Origin of the sequence: Peterkaempfera podocarpi (assembly GCF_042466665.1) — a bacterium.
Taxonomy (GTDB): Bacteria; Actinomycetota; Actinomycetes; order Streptomycetales; family Streptomycetaceae; genus Peterkaempfera; species Peterkaempfera podocarpi.
This window is the reverse complement of record NZ_CP162102.1, coordinates 8478742-8494462: the sequence shown is the minus strand read 5'-3', so window position 1 is coordinate 8494462 and position 15721 is coordinate 8478742. Positions and strand designations below refer to the sequence as shown.

The window sequence follows — 15721 nt, the reverse complement described above, 5'->3', positions numbered from 1 at the left end:
TCGGCACCTGAACCCGAACCGGACGGACCGCACGGATGACAACTCCAGTAGCCCACCCGGCGGCTGACCAGGACGCCGCCATCGAACCGCCGTCTGCGCATGCACTCGGGGGCGCGCATGCACAGACGGCAATACGTCCACTGTGGTACGTCGGAGGTCTCGGTGCCACTTCGATGGGCTGGACAGCTGAATCACGCGCCAACACTTCGGTGCAGCCCGCCACGCCCAGGTCATCCGACGCCGGTCCTCCAACGCGGCGTCTCGTCGTGACGCACCGGACCGCAGCGCCCGCTCATCGCCTCCGACATGCACGAGAGGCTCCGCGTAGCCACACGCCCGCTTGCCACTCCAGGTATGCGCCCCGGACGCTCCCACGGCTCGTCACTGCCATCGCCGGCACTCTCGCAGGGCCCGCAGACGGCCCGGCGATGTGGACCAGGAGGGGATCCGTCGAATCAATCGTGATCACGATGTGATCCGGCGCGACCCCTGTACTGACAGGATCCCCTCATGCTTGTAAATCTTCTCGCCACCGCCGATGAGTACTCGCCACCGGTTGGGGGCCTGATCCTCTTGGCTCTGTTCGGCCTCGCAGGAGCTGTGGCCGGCAGTGCGATGGCCTTCAACATCCGGGGAGCGGCAGACGCTCTGGAGGGCCTCCGTCAGGCCAGCGCCGAACGTAAGGCTCAAGCGTCGATGCGCCTGATCACGCCCGAGACGCCTCAATTGGGAAGAGGGTTCTTCCGCTTGATGGGAGGCCTCATGGCCTGCTGTGGCGCGTTCTTGCTGCTGCTGGGCGTCGCACTCCTGGCCGCTGACGCTTAGGGCGCGTATCGGGTCGTGATCAATCTGCGGGATTCGCCCTCGCCACGGGGTCTGATCCGGTAGATCGTCTTGCATGACACAGGTGCAACTGACCGACGCGGAGTGGGAGTTCGTCGAGCCGTACCTGCCGATAGGTGAGTACGGGCCATACCCTGAGCGGCTGCGGCAGCAGTTCGAGGGCGTGATCTGGCGGTTCAAGACGGGCGGGCAGTGGCGGGAGATGCCGACGGAGTTCGGTGCCTGGTCGACCGTCTCCAACCGGTTCCGGCAGTGGCGTGACACCGGTGTGTTCGAAGCCCTGCTGGAGGGCCTGATCGCGGAGGCCGCAAAGCGGGGTGAGGTGGACTTGTCCCTGGTCAGTGTGGACTCGACCACCGCACGCGCGCACCACGACGCTGCCGGGATGCACCTGACTGAGGACGTCCTCACCGCCCTGGAGAAGGCCGCCGTCGAGGAGGAGAAGGCCCGGCAAAGGGGGGCGACCAGGAAGGACAAGACGGGCAGGACACCGGAAACGACCCCGAGCGGGACGAGCGACGACGCCTCCGGCGCCGGCACAAGCTTCGATTGAAGGCTGCCCTGCTCGGGCGCTCGAGGGGCGGGCAGACCAGCAAGATTCATGTCGCCGCCGACCGGAAGTGCCGCCCGCTGGTGCTCGCCCTGACCGCAGGGCAGGCCGCGGACAGCCCACAGTTCATCCCCGTGCTTGAGAAGGTACGGGTCAGGGGGCCCGTCGGTCGTCCCCGCACCCGGCCCGACGCGGTTGCCGGGGACAAGGCGTATTCGTCTCGCGGTAACCGCGCCTATCTGCGGAAACGCGGCATCAAGGCCGTCATCCCGGAGAAGAAGGACCAGGCCGCCAACCGGAAGAAGAAGGGCGGCAGGGGCGGCCGACCTGTCGGCCACGACGCCGACCTCTACAAGGAGCGGAACACCGTCGAGCGCCTGATCAACAAGCTGAAGGCCTGGCGAGGCGTCGCGACTCGCTATGACAAGACGCCCAAGAGTTACCTCGCCGGCCTCCACCTTCGCGCGTCGATGATCTGGATCAAGGACCTCACGCGGACCGCCCATTGATCACAATCGAATACGCGCCCTAGTGGTCGGCTCTGTAAATCCTTCGGGGTTGACTCCGGAACCTGTGTCGTGCGTGGTGCCGGCGCAGGTGCCGCCGTGGGAACGGGGGTTGTGACGGATCTTGTGGGCCACCGCCGCATTGCAGAGGGGCATCCGCGCTGTTCTGCCAGCGGCGAACCCCGGCCCGGCCGGAGTCGACGGTCACTACGGTCCAGTCTCATGACGACAATTACGACGCGTACAGTCGAGTATCCGGCCGACGGTTTGACGATGATCGGGCACCTCGCGCTCCCGGCCGGTGTCGACCGCCGGCCCGCGGTGCTGCTCGGACCAGAGGGCATGGGGCTCAGCGACGTCGAGCGCCGCCGGGCCGATGCTCTCGCCGAGCTGGGATACGTGGCGCTGGCCTTCGACCTTCACGGCGGGCGCTATTTGGGCGACCCCGAGGAGATGCTGGCCCGCTGCCTGCCGCTGCTCGCTGATCCCGACCGGATGCGGGTCATCGGCCATGCGGCGCTCGACGTGTTGCGCACCGAACCACAGACCGACCCCGACCGGATCGCCGCCATCGGCTACGGCACCGGGGGCGCCATCGGGCTGGAACTCGGCCGCGACGGCGTCAACCTGCGCGCGATCGGAACAGTCAACGCAACTACCACGGGCCGACCGGGCGAGGCGGCGCGCATCCGCTGCCCGGTGTGGGCCGGGGTCGGGTCGGAAGACCCGATCATGCCTCCCGCGCAGCGGGACGCGTTCACCGCTGAGATGCAGGCCGCGGGCGTCGACTGGCGCCTCGTGGTCTATGGCGGCGCCTTGCACGCCTTCCACCACCCGCCGGTCGACCACCCCACGGTCCCCGGCGTCGGCTACCACCCACAGCACGCACAGCGAGCCTGGCGCGACGTCGTCGACCTGCTCGCCGAGTGCCTGCCCGTGACGGAGTGATCTGGTCAGTCCAAGCTCGGCGCCCGCTGACCGCCGCGATGCCTGGGCTCCACTGCCACGGCGGGTGGGGAACGCTGCGGCTTGCCAGTGATCCACTCCGGCCGATCGGCTCGCCCGCCGTGCCCCTCCGCACTGCCTGTCCGATGGCCCCGAGTGCCGCCGAACGCGCGCGGCTGAAGACGATGGCCTACGGCCACAAGACCGAGCACCGACTGCGGGTGCGTGCGCAGGTGGTGCCGCACGCGCGCGCGGACGCTCCAACGCGCGTATCGCCCAGGAGATGGGGCTGCGCCTGGACACCGTGCGCCGCTGGCGTGGCCGGTTCGCCGAACAGGACTTGCCCGGGCTCAAAGACCGTCAACGCTGCGGCCGCCCACCGGTGTTCACGCCGCTGCAAGTTGCCGAGGTCAAGGCGCCGGCCTGCCGGCTGCCCGCCGAGAGCGGAGTGCCGCTGTCGCGCTGGTCATGCCCGGAACTGGCCTATGAGGCCACCCGGCGGGGCATCACCGCGTTCATGTCGGCGTCCACCGTGCGCCGCTGGCTGGCCGATGACGCGCTCAAGCCCTGGCAGCACCGCTCCTGGATCTTCATCACCGACCCCGGCTTCCGCGTCAAAGCCCGGCGTGTGCTGGACCTGTACGCCCGCGCCTGGCAGGCACCCCGCTCGACGCCGACGAGAACGTCATCAGCGCCGACGAGAAGACCTCCTAGACGAGTAGATCCGATGTGATTAGTGGTCGTAGGCGGTCAGTGAGCGGGTGACTGGTGCGCCGGTCTGGTTGTTGTGCCAGATGCCGGCGGCCATCGCCAGGACGCGTTGGGCGACGCGGATCGCGACGCCCTCGAAGGTCCGCCCGCCGTGTTGTTCCAGGTCGAGCTGGCCTTTGAGGGTGTCGTTGACCGACTCGATCAGCTGACGGACCTTCTTGAGCATGGGCTCGCCGTAGCGCTGCTTCTCGCGCTTGAGCGAGGGCCGCAGGAGCTCGACTCCGCGCTCGGCGAGCTCGTTCTCGAACGGTTTTGAGGCGAAGCCCTTGTCCGAGATGAGCAGGATGCCCTCGCGCTCGGCGACCAGCTCGGCGTCGACGTCGAACATTGCCGCCAGGACCTCGCGCTCGCCGATCTTCGGGTTGGCCAGCGCCCACATGATCGGCATGCCCGTCGGCGTGCAGACCAGGTACAGACGCAGGCCCCAGAAGAAGCGGGAGTGGGACGCGCAGTAGCCGTAGCCGGCCCAGCCCGCCAGGTGCGAGCGCTGGACGGTCGGGCGCGACATGTCGCACGGCACCGGGGTCGAATCGGTGATCCACACCGTGTCCGTCCAGAAGTCGCTGTCCATGGCCAGCTCCCTGATCAGGCGCTTGACCAGCGGTAATGCCGCGCGTAGGCGCTTGTTGTAGCCCGCGCGCTGAGGCAGGTACGGGAACATGCCGCACAGGTGCTTGCGGGCGTAGCGCAGCCAGCGGGCCTCGGAGTGGTAGCCGAGGAGTGCCTGCGCCACCGCAAGGCAGACGAGTTCGGAGTCGCTGAGCAGAGGAGGGCGTCCCATCCATCGCGTTCCTCCTATCTCGTCGTCGATCTTCACGTACAGTGCAGTCAAGAGGGTGTTCAGGTCGGTCGTCACAAACTGATCTTGGACACCCTCGCCCCTTTGGCGGGCCCGAACTTCGGATCTACTCGTCTAGGCTCGACCTGCACACCGCCGATCACCGGCAAGAATCCTCCGCCGGACGGCAACTTGATCAACCCCCGAAGGATTTACGGAGCCGACCACTTAGCGAGCCTCACGTACGGTGGGCTTGGGCCGGCGTCCTGTCCGCTGCAGCTCATCCGCCGGGCGGTGACCGGCGAGACGGCCGGCTGAGCCGGCGGCGTCGGACCCGGCCCCTATCCTTGAGGACATGCCCCTTCAGCGCATGGACAATGTCGGCATCGTCGTCGACGACCTCGACGCCGCCATCGCCTTCTTCACCGAACTCGGCATGGAGCTGGAGGGCAGGATGCCGATCGAAGGACGCTGGGCGGAAAACGTCGTCGGGCTCGACGACATGCGAAGCGAGATCGCGATGATGCGGATCCCGAACGCACCGGGCCGGATCGAACTGGCGAAGTATCACACCCCGAAGGCGATCACCCCCAAGCCGGAGATCACCCCGGCGAACACGCTGGGCCTGCATCGCGTCATGTTCGCCGTCGACGACATCGAGGACACCCTCGCCCGCCTCCGCGCACACGGCGCCGAACTCGTTGGCGAGGTGACTCGCTACGAGGACAGCTACCTGCTCTGCTATCTCCGCGGGCCGAGCGGAATCATCCTTGCCCTGGCCGAACAGCCGAGCTGAGAAGCCGTTATCGCACCGATCTCGTTGGACGCGAGTTCGAGCGTGGGGCCTCGGTCGCATGATCTTTGGCTCCGGCGTGCATGAAGGCTGTCCATTTGGCCGTGAACAGGCTGCCGCCCGCGAGACGAAACGCGACATCCCCAATCCGTCTCCTGGTGAGATCGATTCGTGCTGCCGCCTGCGGGGTGTCCGGAAGGTAGCGCACTGGGATCCCGCCGCCCACGGGAAGCCCCTTGACTCCGGATGACCTGGCCTCGAACGTGTGCCGACTACCCCGTGCATCAACGAATTCGACCACCACGTAGTAGGCAGTGCCATCCTTTGCGGAGCTTTGCACGCGGTGGCGGACCACCAGGCCCCTGACGCGGACCCCTCGCGTGGGAGACGGTGCTGGATCGTGGCCTCATGGGCGTCGGCCCCGAGGACGGCCAGACCTGCCAGTAGCAACACCGCACCCCACACCGCCGCCTCCCCTTCCATGTGAAAACGCTGGGCTGCGCGGTGACGCCGACGCTGCGGAGGCAGTTGACCGAGCCGACCGACCCGCCCATCCTGATCATCCCGACCGCCCCGGAATCACCGTGCCCTGGAGCTGACATGGCTGACGTGATCGTGCCCGAGCCCGTCACGCGCGACATTCTCGCGATCTTCGAAAACGTGCGATTCCGGTTGTTCGAGCGCCTGGAGGGCTTGACCGACGCCGAGTACCACTGGGAGCCGGTCAGTGACTGCATCAGCGTCCGCCCCGGCGACGACGGTGTCTTCCGCGTCGCCACGCTGTTTCCGGAATCGGGTCCGGAGGCACAGGACCCCTTCACGACGATCGTCTGGCGCATCTGGCACATCGGCAGCCTCTGCCTGCGCGGCTATGTGATCCACTTCTTCGACGACGTTCCCGAGCTCGACGACCGCCACGAGTGGCCGGGCACCGCGAAAGAGGGCGTCCAGGCGCTGGCCGAGGACTGGGAGCACTTCGTCTCCCGTATCGCAGCCCTCGGCGACAAGCGCCTCCTGGCGCCGATAGGCATGGGTCCAGGCGGTTGGGCCGATGAGACCTATCTGAAGCTCGCACTGCACGCTCTGAAAGAGGTCACACATCACGGCGGCGAGATCGGCCTGCTGCGCGACCTGTACCTGCGCGAAGGCGTCTGATTCGGCGGTGAGCGACCGTGTCCGGCGGCCGGGGTGCGGATGGCCAGATCGTCGATCCGGTGGCGCTCGTCGAGATCGATGACGTCGTGGGTCACCGGGTGCCCTGGGCGCTGTGGCGTCCGGCGAACTGAGCACGCTCGTCTGTACCCGGCTGGGGAGCAGGATGGATGCGTACGCCGACACCAGTTCGAGTGCGGCGACTCGGTCGCGTGATCTCCGGCTCCGACATGCATGAAGGCGGGCCCTCCTGTCCAGCTCGGGATTGTCGAAGTCCGAACGAGCCGGCCGGGAGGCCCTTGTGTCGCAATCTTGCGGTTCAGTGCTTGTGGAGTCCAACTCGGCTCCCCGGTCGTGTGATTGCCTCGCTCACCGGTTCGGCAACGCGGGTGGCCATCCGGACCGCGAGCCTCGGTACCCCTCGGACATGTCGGATGCGGAGTGGGCGGCCGTGCGGGACGCGATGCCGGTCCCGGCGTGGATGAACGGCAAGGGCGGTCAGCCGGAGCTACCACCAGCAGATGTTGGACGCTGCGACGGTCCCTCCTCGAATGGGATGGCCCCGGCTCGGTGCAGCGACCACCTCGCCGTGGGCATGGGGTTCGCAGACGCACGGGATCTCGTCGACCGGTGCCGCATGCTGAGAGTCGCGCTTGGAGATGACGTCCCGCTCAAGGCGGTGGACTGGGCGCGAGCCCTCCTCGCGACAGAGATCGTCTTCGTCAGCGACCTCGCCGGCTCCGGCGTCGAATGGTCGACCACCACAGGGCTCACTGACGAGGCCACGATCAGGACGCTGCGTTCGATCCAACGGAAGCTGGCCGGCACCGTGAGCTCCTACTACGGCAAGCGTCCGAGCGAATAGCCGAGGCAGCTCGGCTGCCTCCTGGGCCCGCAGTCGCTGATGAGTCGCTCCTCGGTGATACGCCGGAAAGGGACGCATCGTCACCCTGGAGCCTTATGACCAAGAGCCAGCTGCAAGCTCTCAGCGCCCCTGGCACATGGCGAACCGGATGGAGAGGATGTGGCCGAAGGAGGCGGGCAGGTTGCGGATTCCCGCCTGCGGTCTGACCGTGAGGCTCTGTCCTTGATAATGGGCCCGGTTGTAGACGACGGCACACTCGCCTGTGTTGTTGAAGACCGAGCGGCCGGTGTGGAACCCCACATAGTCGGCCGTCGACGGCAACGAAGGATTGACATCGCCTCTGATGGCGCTGGCAGTTCCGCTGTATGCGGCTCCGGTGTATCCGCACAGCCAGGGAACGGGGCAGCTGACGGGTGGCATGTCGCTCACCAGGGGCTCGGCGCGGGCCTCGGCTACGGAGGCGAGGAGCAGGCCGGCGACAGCCGCGAGAGAAGCCGCGCATCGCCCATACTTGGTGTGGTTCCGAGTCCGGCCCACGGAGACGTTCGTGTCGCCCTGGGCTGTGGCGGTTGCGGGCAGTGCGACCCCCGCGCTCCGGACCGTTCCAGCAGCGGCGAACAACCGAGTGATCTTGCGGGTGCGGGTTGCAGGGTCCATCGGACATGCCGCCTCTCCACGCAGACGAGGGGTGTGCGCAGATGGCGCGCGGTTCGACCGCAGCGCCGACATGGGGGCGCCTTCCCAGGGTAGAACCGGATATTCCGCAACCACGTGGGCCGGCGTCGGGCAGGGAGTACCGCTGCTGCGCATAACCGCAGGTCATGGCCTGCAGGTGCCACCCGTACGGGCACGCAACGGGCACCCTCCACCAGGCAGGTACACCCATCCCCGCAGACACGTCCCTGCCGACGAACTCCAGGGCCCGACCCGCCGCGTGCGACACCACCCACCGCCGCCACCGCCGCAGGCCTCCGCGCACCGTTGCCGATACCGCGGCCCCGGACCTGCCCGGGCCTTCGCAGCCCCGCATGCACCCTCGCCCGGACCACAAGGTCACCCGTTCACGGGCTCGCGTCCCCGGGAGGCGGTGGCGTCCCGCGGGCCGCGGCCCGGAACGCCAGGGCTGGGCAGCCCTGGCGTTTGCGGAAGAACTTGGCGAAGTCACCGGGCTCCTGGAATCCCAGCCGCCGCGCGATGTCGGCCGCAGAGGAGTCGGAGTGGACGAGCAGGCGTTTGGCTTCCAGCAGGATCCGGGCGTCCAGATACCGCTTCGCGGTGGATCCGGTGGCGGCTGCGGTGGCCCGGGTCAGGGTCCGCGGACTGTAGCCGAGCGCCGCGGCATAGTCGGCGACGCGATGGCTGCGCATGAAGTCACGCTCCACGGCGGCCCGGAACCGCTCGAAGGGCCCATCGTGGGGCGCGGCCGCCGCGGGAGCCGGCCCCGCGTGGGCGAGGCGGAGCAGGAGCACCGCCAACAGCATGCGCAGCACTTCGATGTGTGCGTCCAGGGGGATCGAGCCGACGTCGGCGTACTCCTGGCTCAGATGCTGCAGGGCAAGCGTGACGGCGCGTTCGTGGGCGCCGGCGGGAAGCAGGGGCGCCTGCTCGTACGGGGTGCTGGTGACCACGAAGCCGGGCTGCCAGATCACGATGGTGCCGCGGACCTGCCGCAGGTCGCCGCCGTACTGGTGGACCTGCCCCGGGCGGATCCACAGCCAGCTGCCGGGCGCGAGGGTGACGTCCGAGAAGTCCACTGTGTGCACCAGCGGGGGCGAGCCCTGGTGCAGGTGGAGCAGGTGGTGGAACGTCGGGCGCTGGGGCGTCGACAGGTCGATGCCGCGGCGGCGGCCACGGGCCTGTAGTTCCTCGAAGTCCAGGACGTCCATGCCGATGGGGGCGCCCAGCGAAGGCCGGTAGGCGACGTCCGTGATCTGTGATCCCGGTCGCTTGGCCATCCCGCATCCTTCCGGCGTCCCGTCCGTTCCGCCTCACCGCGGACCGAGGGTGTCCGTTTTTTCCCATGCCCAGTCCCGAGCGTACCCCGGTCACGGCGGGTGCCGCTCCTAGCGTCGCTGGTGAACGGCGAAGCGCGAGGACGAGGAGTCGGGACGCGGTGCGACTGATTGTGGGAATGACCGGGGCCACCGGAGCGGTGTTCGGGGTGCGGGTGCTGGAGGTGCTGGCGCAGTTGCCCGGCGTCGAGACGCACCTCGTGATGAGCCGCTGGGCCCGTGCCACCGCCGAGTTGGAGACCGGCCGCAGCGTACGTGAGATCTGCGACCTGGCCGATGTCGTGCACGGTCCCGAGGACCAGGGCGCGGTGATCTCCTCGGGCTCGTTCCGCACGGACGGCATGGTGATCGTGCCGTGCTCCATGAAGACCCTGGCCGGTATCCGCTCCGGGTATGCGGAGGGCCTGGTGGCGCGGGCCGCGGACGTGGTGCTCAAGGAGCGTCGCAAGCTGGTGCTCGTCCCGAGGGAGACGCCGCTCAGCGAGATCCACCTGGAGAACATGCTCGACCTGGCGCGCAAGGGCGTGCAGATCGTGCCGCCGATGCCCGCCTTCTACAACCACCCGCGGAGCATCGACGATCTCGTCGACCACATCGTGGTCCGCATCCTCGACCAGTTCGACCTGCCCGTCGCCGACGCCAGGCGCTGGGAGGGCATGCGCGCCGCCAGGCAGCACACCTCCACGCCCTCACCGCCTGCTCCGCCCGCCGCGCCCGCCGCCTGATCATTTCGCAAAGGAGTCAGCCATGGCATACGACGACCTGCGGTCGTTCCTGGAGACACTGGAGAAGGAGGGCCAGCTGCTGCGTATCGCGGACGAGGTCCTTCCCGAACCGGACATCGCGGCGGCGGCCAACGCCTGCGGACGCATCGGCGACGGAGCACCCGCCCTGTGGTTCGACCGCATCAAGGGATTCACCGACGCCCGCGTCGTGATGAACGTCCACGGCTCGTGGCGCAACCACGCGCTGGCCCTGGGCCTGCCCAAGGAGACCACGACCAAGGAGCAGGTGGAGGAGTTCGCCCGGCGCTGGGACGCGTTCCCCGTCATCCCCGAACGCCGTGAGGACGCGCCCTGGCGGCAGAACACCATGGAGGGGAAGGACGTCGATCTCTTCCGGATCCTGCCGCTGTTCCGCCTCAACGACGGCGACGGAGGCTTCTACCTCGACAAGGCAGCGGTCGTCTCCCGTGACCCCCAGGACCCGGACCACTTCGGCAAGCAGAACCTCGGCACCTACCGCATCGAGGTGATCGGCCGCAACCGGCTCGCGCTGCAGCCCGTCCCGATGCACGACATCGCCAAGCACCTGCGCATGGCCGAGGAGCGCGGCGAGGACCTTCCCGTGGCGATCACTCTCGGCAACGACCCAGTGGTACCGATCGTGGCCGGGATGCCCATGGCCTACGACCAGTCCGAGTACGAGATGGCCGGCGCGCTGCGCGGCGCCCCCATGCCCATCGCCACCGCACCCCTGACCGGGTTCGACGTGCCGTGGGGCTCCGAGGTGGTCATCGAGGGCGTCATCGAGTCGCGGGTGCGTCAGATCGAGGGCCCCTTCGGGGAGTTCACCGGTCACTACTCCGGCGGGCGGCGGATGCCCGTGGTCCGCATCGACCGGGTCTCCTACCGCACCGCCCCCGTCTTCGAGTCGCTGTACCTGGGGATGCCCTGGACGGAGTGCGACTACCTCGTCGGCCCCAACACCTGCGTCCCGCTGCTGAAGCAGCTGCGCGCGGAGTTCCCCGAGGTGCAGGCCGTCAACGCCATGTACACCCACGGGCTGCTGGTGATCATCTCCACCAAGAAGCGCTACGGAGGATTCGCCAAGGCCGTCGGCATGCGCGCGATGACCACCCCGCACGGCCTCGGCTACGTCACCCAGGTCATCGTCGTGGACGAGGACGTCGACCCGTTCAACCTGCCCCAGGTGCTCTGGGCCCAGTCCGCCAAGGTCAACCCCAAGGAAGACGTCGTCATCATCCCGAACCTTTCGGTGGTGGAACTGGCACCCGCCTCGCAGCCCGCTGGCATCACCAGCAAGATGATCATCGACGCCACGACGCCGATCTCCCCCGACCACCGCGGCAACTTCAGCACCCCGGCCAAGGACCTCCCGGAGACCGCCGCATGGGCCGCACGGCTCCAGTCCCTGCTCGCCGACCGCTGACAATCCCCACCACGCCCGAAGGAGTCCACAGATGACCTGCCCGCGCTGCGCGTGCAACACCATCGAGACGATCACGACCTCCCCCGACCCGGGGGTGTGGGAGGTCCTCCAGTGCCCGCGCTGCCTGTACATGTGGCGCACCACCGAACCCGAACGGCGCACCCAGCGTCACGCCTACCCCGTCCAGTTCCAGATGACCGCCGAAGACATCGCCAACGCCATCGAAGTACCCACCATCCCCCCACTCCTCAGCGCGGCCACGAACGGTAGCCGCAGCGCAGCCGAGCGCACCTGACCCGGGCAGCGGTGACGCTGACGACTCCCCGCCTGGCCCGCATCTGCGACCGCTCAGGACCCGAGCCGACCACGGCCGTACTCCCGCGTGCCGCGTGATCCAGCCCCGGGTCCTGTCACCCGCTGCCGCAGGGGACCATCTCGCTGCCGGCCGCGGCAGGTCAGCTGCCTCGCCGCGGCTGACCTGCCCGGTGAGGCGATGCGCATTCGCCGCCGCTTCCCTGCCCGCAGCCACACCCTTCTCGCCGGGACTCCCTGTCGCGGGACAGAGCCGCCAACGGCCGTACGAGAACGCCGGACCCGCCGCCGAAGCGATGCGCCCTGCCTCCCCTTCCGACCGGCCGACACAGACCGCACTGCGCGCCGAGCACCGGGCCCGTCCCGGCACACCACCCTCGGGCACTGCCTCCAGCCCAGGCTTTGGATCAAGCCCCGTCGTTCAGCGAAGGCACGGCGCATGGACGGAGGACCATGAGCGAGTCCTCCAAGGCCGCCACCATGGCAAAGGGGAACCGGTCGAGCTCGAGACAGAGTGCGACGTCATCAGGATGAACTCCTTGACGCACGCCCTCCGCCAGCTCGGAGGCCGCGCGCGACTCGCCGGCGCGGCGCAGGAACTGAGCCGCATCCGTCCCCGCCTCGGCGGCCCTCCGAGCGATGTATTGAGCGCACGCCAGATCTTCATCGGCGCGCCCGTCCTCGCCGGTGACCACGAACGTGACACTGTCACACTCGCGTGCCCGCAAGAGCCGAGCCGTCGCCTCCGCCACCACGAAACTGGCGCACAGCACCAGCGACGCCTCCTTGACCGCAAGAGCACCGACTGTGCCTGCCGTGGTCTTCTGCACCACGGTCCGTCCGCCAAGGTCGACGAACCGCAGTAGGCCCGGCGAGTTGACGGCGTCGAACCCAGGCGCAGACGGACCGTCTTTGAGTGCCACCCAATCCGGGTGTCGAGCCTTGAGCGCGAGCGCCTCGTCCAGCGACTCCGCAAGCACGATCTTTTCCGCCCCCTGGGCAAAAGCCCAGGCAGCCACCGTGAAAGCACGCATGACGTCGACTACGACCGCCACGGACGGGGCCTCGACCAGCTCGGCGATCCCCAGGAAACGAGCGTTCATCCGGTCATGATCGCGCACACCCCGACCCGAGGCACCCAGAAGTGCTACGCATCACATGGACGGTCTCGCAATGCAACACCTCCGGCTACCTGCGCCGCAAAGGCAGTACACAGCGACACGACCGCTCAATCTCGGCGGCGTCGCGCGCTGCGCCTTCAAGGGGTGATGGGGCGAAACTGAGGCGTTCGCCCTGACCGTGACGCGCCTCGCCGCGTCGTAACCCGGAATTGACCGCAACGCCAGACATGGCCCAGCGCCCCACCATCGTTGCGGTGGTCGTAGCGCCCCAGATCCTGGTCGAGATCATCGGAGTGACCATCCATGTACGCGTCGCCCCCCATCACTACCCGGCCACTGCTGGCCCGGCTCATCGCGCTGCCTCGTCCACTCCGACCGCTGCTGCCTCTGAGCACCGTTCGAGTAGCCATTGATCGACAGCCCTTTCCGGAAACCTCGACACACCCTCTCCGATGGGGGACCTGACGCACATTCCGTGAGGAATGATGCTCATCGTGAGGTCCGCGGGCGAGAGGCTCTGGCTGAGGTTCGGCGGACGCTGTCGGACGCGGATCCTGTGCAGTTGATCAGCACTGCCACAGGAAGGCGGCCTGTGTGCAGGGCCCGCAGGCGAAGGCTGTGCCGCCGCCGGCCGCGTTACGTGGTGGCGCTCAGCGGCCCGAGCGTGCGTACCACCGGCCGTCGTGGCGGGATACCCGAATGGGACGTCCGAAGCAGACCGTCATGTTGTCCTGGGTGAGCACGCCGTCGACCGGACCGGATGCCAGCTCGCGGCCCTCCTTGAGCAGGAAGGCATGCGTGGTGCTGGGCGGGAGTTCCTCCACATGGTGGGTGACCGTGACGGTGGCAAGGCCGGCCCGGTCGGCCGCAAGCCGGTGCAGTGCGTCCACGAGGTCCTCGCGGGAGGGCAGGTCAAGGGCGTTGAACGGCTCGTCGAGCAGGAGCAGCGACGGATCGGCCATCAAGGCACGGCAGATGAGGATCCGGGCGCGCTGGCCGCCCGAGCAGTCGCCGAAACGGCGATCGGCGAGCTCCTTGCACCCGAGCTCGGCGAGCAGGACGTGGGCACGCTCACGGGTCGCAGCGTCGTACTTGCGCCAGAGCGGCTGTACCGTGCCGGTCGCCCCCGTGAGGACAATGGTGTGGGCGGTGGCGTCCAGCGGGACCTTCTGAGCCGCGGACACCAGGCCGACGCGCGCTCGCAGCTCGCGCATGTCGACGCGGCCGAGTCGATCGCCGAGGACCTCGACCGTGCCGGCGGTGGGGTACATGACCGCCCCGGCGAGCCGCAGCAGGGTGGACTTGCCTGCGCCGTTGGCCCCCAACAGCGCCCAATGCTCGCCAGACCGGACGGTCCAGGTGATCCCGTCGAGGATGACCTCCTGTCCGGTGGTACGGCGGTGGACAGCAACATCCGTCAACGCGACGACGACGGCGCGGGGTTCCTGGATTTCGGTCACCACGAAAGAGTAGCGCTGCGACCAGCGACGTCACCAAGTTGCCCTTCGGTGACCGGGCGCTCCGGTGAACGCTGCCGGCCACAGCAGTGGGCCCCTGGCTGGGGATCAGGCGACCTGCTCACCTCACAACGAGCCGGGTCCTCAGGGGGCGGTCTCGCGGTGATGTCCGTTGCCGGGCGAGGGATGCGTCAGGGGTGCCGGTGTCGGCGTACGTGAGTTCACGCGAACGCCGACACCGCACAGCTCTGCAGAGCCCGCAGCGCAGGCCGGGACCCCCACAAGCCGGGACCGTTCACGGCCGGACGACCCGGCCGAAGAGACCGTCCCTGCCGACGCCCCGCAGATGGGACTCGCCGGTCCCGTAGTCGCCGATCAGGCGAACGGGCTGATCGGTCTTCACCCGGCCTGTCGTGACCGGGGTGTTCAGGACCTCCGAGAAGGCGTTCGGGTCCCGCGGACGGGACTCACTCGAAGAGGCTGCGACAGGCAGTGAAGAGGCGTCCAGGGAGACCGCCCTCCTTGGCGAGCGCGTGGCAGGAACCCTTGGGGACCGTGAAACGGAAGCCCTTGCTTCCCTTGGGGATCTGAAACCTGAGGCGCTCAGGGGTGCGGTGCTTCAGGGCGTGGTGCCTCTGGACGGGGTGGGGAACCTCGGGGATCGACGGGGCCCGGTCCGCAGGCTGCATGCTGGTGACCTGCGGACTCGGGGCAGCCGAAGGAAGCAGGTCAGGCTCCCCGGCCGAGGTGGTGGTCGGTGTCGGGGCGCCTTCGGGCTCGGGGCGCAGTGCCGGCGGTGAGAGGTTGGGCAACGGCGGGGTGGCCCGGGGCGGGAAGGCCGGCCCCTGCGACGCCTGGCCCAGGTGGTGGGCGCCGGGGGCGGCGACCAGGGCGACCAGCGCGAGACCCAGGACGCCGGAGACGAGGAAGGCCGCCCCGGTCAGCCTCCGGGACCGGGAGGTGCCTCGGCCGGAGCCCTCCGGTCGGCCGACGGGGCGGAGTCTGTGCCCGGTGCGGTGCGGGGGTTCGGGTTCGAGGGCCTGGAGGACGGCGCCGTCGGGGTGGACGATCAGCGGTCGGCGAGTGCCGTCGGGGTCGATGGCGGTGACCCGGATCGGGCGGCCGATCCGCGCGTACTGCCGGGCGGCGTGCGCCACCGCCCAGCGGCGTACACCGTCGGCGTCCAGGCCCTCGGGCACAGGCACTGCGATGCCGTCGACCTCGACCCGGCCGTCGGCCATGATCTGGACGGCGGGCCAGGGCCAGTCCGGCACCAGGCCCGGGTCGTCGGCGGTCATTCGCCCACCCGTCTCTCTTCACTCATCCTCATGGCGCCTTCCTCGTTGTCCGAGTGGTTCTGCCGCTCTGCGGGTGGTCTCCCGATGGACGGCGACCGGCAGGCGTACGGCTGCCGGACAGACGCTCTCCCTTACAGCGGACGTTC

General features: G+C 68.8%; 15 protein-coding genes and 2 pseudogenes. 10 read left to right on the top strand and 7 right to left on the bottom strand.

Annotated elements, in window-relative coordinates; genetic code table 11:
* Positions 1–510: 510 nt before the first annotated feature.
* The 4 genes and pseudogenes from AB0761_RS36950 (at position 511) to AB0761_RS36935 (ending at position 3577) form a co-directional block, all read left to right on the top strand.
* A complete protein-coding gene (locus AB0761_RS36950) occupies positions 511–825 on the top strand; it encodes a hypothetical protein (protein ID WP_377273654.1) in 315 nt (104 codons plus the stop codon).
* Between the two features lie 73 nt (positions 826–898).
* Positions 899–1902: pseudogene (locus tag AB0761_RS36945) on the top strand (IS5 family transposase).
* Positions 1903–2121: 219 nt separating this feature from the next.
* Positions 2122–2847, top strand: a complete 726-nt coding sequence (locus AB0761_RS36940; RefSeq protein WP_377274509.1) for a dienelactone hydrolase family protein — start codon at positions 2122–2124, stop codon at positions 2845–2847.
* Between the two features lie 280 nt (positions 2848–3127).
* Complete coding sequence (locus tag AB0761_RS36935; protein WP_377273653.1) at positions 3128–3577, top strand: helix-turn-helix domain-containing protein; 450 nt, start codon at positions 3128–3130, stop codon at positions 3575–3577.
* On the opposite strand, the gene AB0761_RS36930 is transcribed toward AB0761_RS36935, so the two are convergent.
* Positions 3578–4471: an IS982 family transposase gene (locus AB0761_RS36930; protein WP_377273652.1), complete on the bottom strand. Its 894-nt coding sequence runs from the start codon at positions 4469–4471 to the stop codon at positions 3578–3580. It lies immediately after the preceding gene.
* Positions 4472–4748: 277 nt separating this feature from the next.
* On the opposite strand from AB0761_RS36930, the gene AB0761_RS36925 reads away from it, so the two are divergent.
* Positions 4749–5189 (top strand): VOC family protein, encoded by a 441-nt coding sequence (locus tag AB0761_RS36925; protein WP_377273651.1) that lies wholly within the window; start codon positions 4749–4751, stop codon positions 5187–5189.
* A 7-nt stretch (positions 5190–5196) separates the two neighbouring features.
* Here AB0761_RS36925 and AB0761_RS36920 read toward each other — a convergent pair.
* Positions 5197–5553: pseudogene (locus AB0761_RS36920) on the bottom strand (DUF3592 domain-containing protein); the annotation flags it as partial.
* Between the two features lie 233 nt (positions 5554–5786).
* Here AB0761_RS36920 and AB0761_RS36915 point away from each other — a divergent pair.
* Positions 5787–6341 carry a DinB family protein gene (locus AB0761_RS36915; RefSeq protein ID WP_377273650.1) on the top strand — a complete coding sequence of 185 codons (555 nt, stop codon included), beginning with the start codon at positions 5787–5789 and terminating at the stop codon, positions 6339–6341.
* A 634-nt stretch (positions 6342–6975) separates the two neighbouring features.
* Positions 6976–7203, top strand: a complete 228-nt coding sequence (locus tag AB0761_RS36910; protein WP_377273649.1) for a hypothetical protein — start codon at positions 6976–6978, stop codon at positions 7201–7203.
* Between the two features lie 120 nt (positions 7204–7323).
* Here the strand turns inward: AB0761_RS36910 and AB0761_RS36905 are convergent, their stop codons facing one another.
* Together AB0761_RS36905 and AB0761_RS36900 are read right to left on the bottom strand one after the other, a co-directional pair.
* Positions 7324–7623, bottom strand: coding sequence for a peptidase inhibitor family I36 protein (locus AB0761_RS36905; RefSeq protein ID WP_377273648.1), 300 nt, complete (start codon positions 7621–7623; stop codon positions 7324–7326).
* 641 nt (positions 7624–8264) lie between these two features.
* Positions 8265–9158, bottom strand: a complete 894-nt coding sequence (locus tag AB0761_RS36900; RefSeq protein ID WP_377273647.1) for a helix-turn-helix domain-containing protein — start codon at positions 9156–9158, stop codon at positions 8265–8267.
* 158 nt (positions 9159–9316) lie between these two features.
* On the opposite strand from AB0761_RS36900, the gene AB0761_RS36895 reads away from it, so the two are divergent.
* Genes AB0761_RS36895 through AB0761_RS36885 form a run of 3 tightly spaced genes read left to right on the top strand, consistent with a single transcriptional unit; the run spans position 9317 to position 11682 of the window.
* Positions 9317–9940 carry a non-oxidative hydroxyarylic acid decarboxylases subunit B gene (locus tag AB0761_RS36895; RefSeq protein WP_377273646.1) on the top strand — a complete coding sequence of 208 codons (624 nt, stop codon included), beginning with the start codon at positions 9317–9319 and terminating at the stop codon, positions 9938–9940.
* Between the two features lie 22 nt (positions 9941–9962).
* Positions 9963–11387 carry a non-oxidative hydroxyarylic acid decarboxylases subunit C gene (locus tag AB0761_RS36890; RefSeq protein ID WP_377273645.1) on the top strand — a complete coding sequence of 475 codons (1425 nt, stop codon included), beginning with the start codon at positions 9963–9965 and terminating at the stop codon, positions 11385–11387.
* A 31-nt stretch (positions 11388–11418) separates the two neighbouring features.
* Complete coding sequence (locus AB0761_RS36885; protein WP_377273644.1) at positions 11419–11682, top strand: non-oxidative hydroxyarylic acid decarboxylases subunit D; 264 nt, start codon at positions 11419–11421, stop codon at positions 11680–11682.
* 424 nt (positions 11683–12106) lie between these two features.
* Here the strand turns inward: AB0761_RS36885 and AB0761_RS36880 are convergent, their stop codons facing one another.
* The 3 genes from AB0761_RS36880 to AB0761_RS36870 all read right to left on the bottom strand — a co-directional run bounded on the left by AB0761_RS36880 (position 12107) and on the right by AB0761_RS36870 (position 15575).
* Positions 12107–12802 (bottom strand): 2-phosphosulfolactate phosphatase, encoded by a 696-nt coding sequence (locus AB0761_RS36880; RefSeq protein WP_377273643.1) that lies wholly within the window; start codon positions 12800–12802, stop codon positions 12107–12109.
* Between the two features lie 668 nt (positions 12803–13470).
* A complete protein-coding gene (locus tag AB0761_RS36875) occupies positions 13471–14280 on the bottom strand; it encodes an ABC transporter ATP-binding protein (RefSeq protein ID WP_377273642.1) in 810 nt (269 codons plus the stop codon).
* A 464-nt stretch (positions 14281–14744) separates the two neighbouring features.
* Positions 14745–15575: a hypothetical protein gene (locus AB0761_RS36870; protein ID WP_377273641.1), complete on the bottom strand. Its 831-nt coding sequence runs from the start codon at positions 15573–15575 to the stop codon at positions 14745–14747.
* Between the last annotated feature and the right edge of the window lie 146 nt (positions 15576–15721).

What these genes read in the sequence shown, in the direction of transcription:
- AB0761_RS36880 (WP_377273643.1), bottom strand. Translation starts at nt 12,802, where the DNA reads ATGAACGCTCGTTTCCTGGGGATCGCCGAGCTGGTCGAGGCCCCGTCC.
- AB0761_RS36890 (WP_377273645.1), top strand. Translation starts at nt 9,963, where the DNA reads ATGGCATACGACGACCTGCGGTCGTTCCTGGAGACACTGGAGAAGGAG.
- AB0761_RS36940 (WP_377274509.1), top strand. Translation starts at nt 2,122, where the DNA reads ATGACGACAATTACGACGCGTACAGTCGAGTATCCGGCCGACGGTTTG.
- AB0761_RS36870 (WP_377273641.1), bottom strand. Translation starts at nt 15,575, where the DNA reads ATGACCGCCGACGACCCGGGCCTGGTGCCGGACTGGCCCTGGCCCGCC.
- AB0761_RS36910 (WP_377273649.1), top strand. Translation starts at nt 6,976, where the DNA reads ATGCTGAGAGTCGCGCTTGGAGATGACGTCCCGCTCAAGGCGGTGGAC.
- AB0761_RS36935 (WP_377273653.1), top strand. Translation starts at nt 3,128, where the DNA reads ATGGGGCTGCGCCTGGACACCGTGCGCCGCTGGCGTGGCCGGTTCGCC.
- AB0761_RS36950 (WP_377273654.1), top strand. Translation starts at nt 511, where the DNA reads ATGCTTGTAAATCTTCTCGCCACCGCCGATGAGTACTCGCCACCGGTT.
- AB0761_RS36885 (WP_377273644.1), top strand. Translation starts at nt 11,419, where the DNA reads ATGACCTGCCCGCGCTGCGCGTGCAACACCATCGAGACGATCACGACC.
- AB0761_RS36925 (WP_377273651.1), top strand. Translation starts at nt 4,749, where the DNA reads ATGCCCCTTCAGCGCATGGACAATGTCGGCATCGTCGTCGACGACCTC.
- AB0761_RS36905 (WP_377273648.1), bottom strand. Translation starts at nt 7,623, where the DNA reads ATGCCACCCGTCAGCTGCCCCGTTCCCTGGCTGTGCGGATACACCGGA.
- AB0761_RS36900 (WP_377273647.1), bottom strand. Translation starts at nt 9,158, where the DNA reads ATGGCCAAGCGACCGGGATCACAGATCACGGACGTCGCCTACCGGCCT.
- AB0761_RS36915 (WP_377273650.1), top strand. Translation starts at nt 5,787, where the DNA reads ATGGCTGACGTGATCGTGCCCGAGCCCGTCACGCGCGACATTCTCGCG.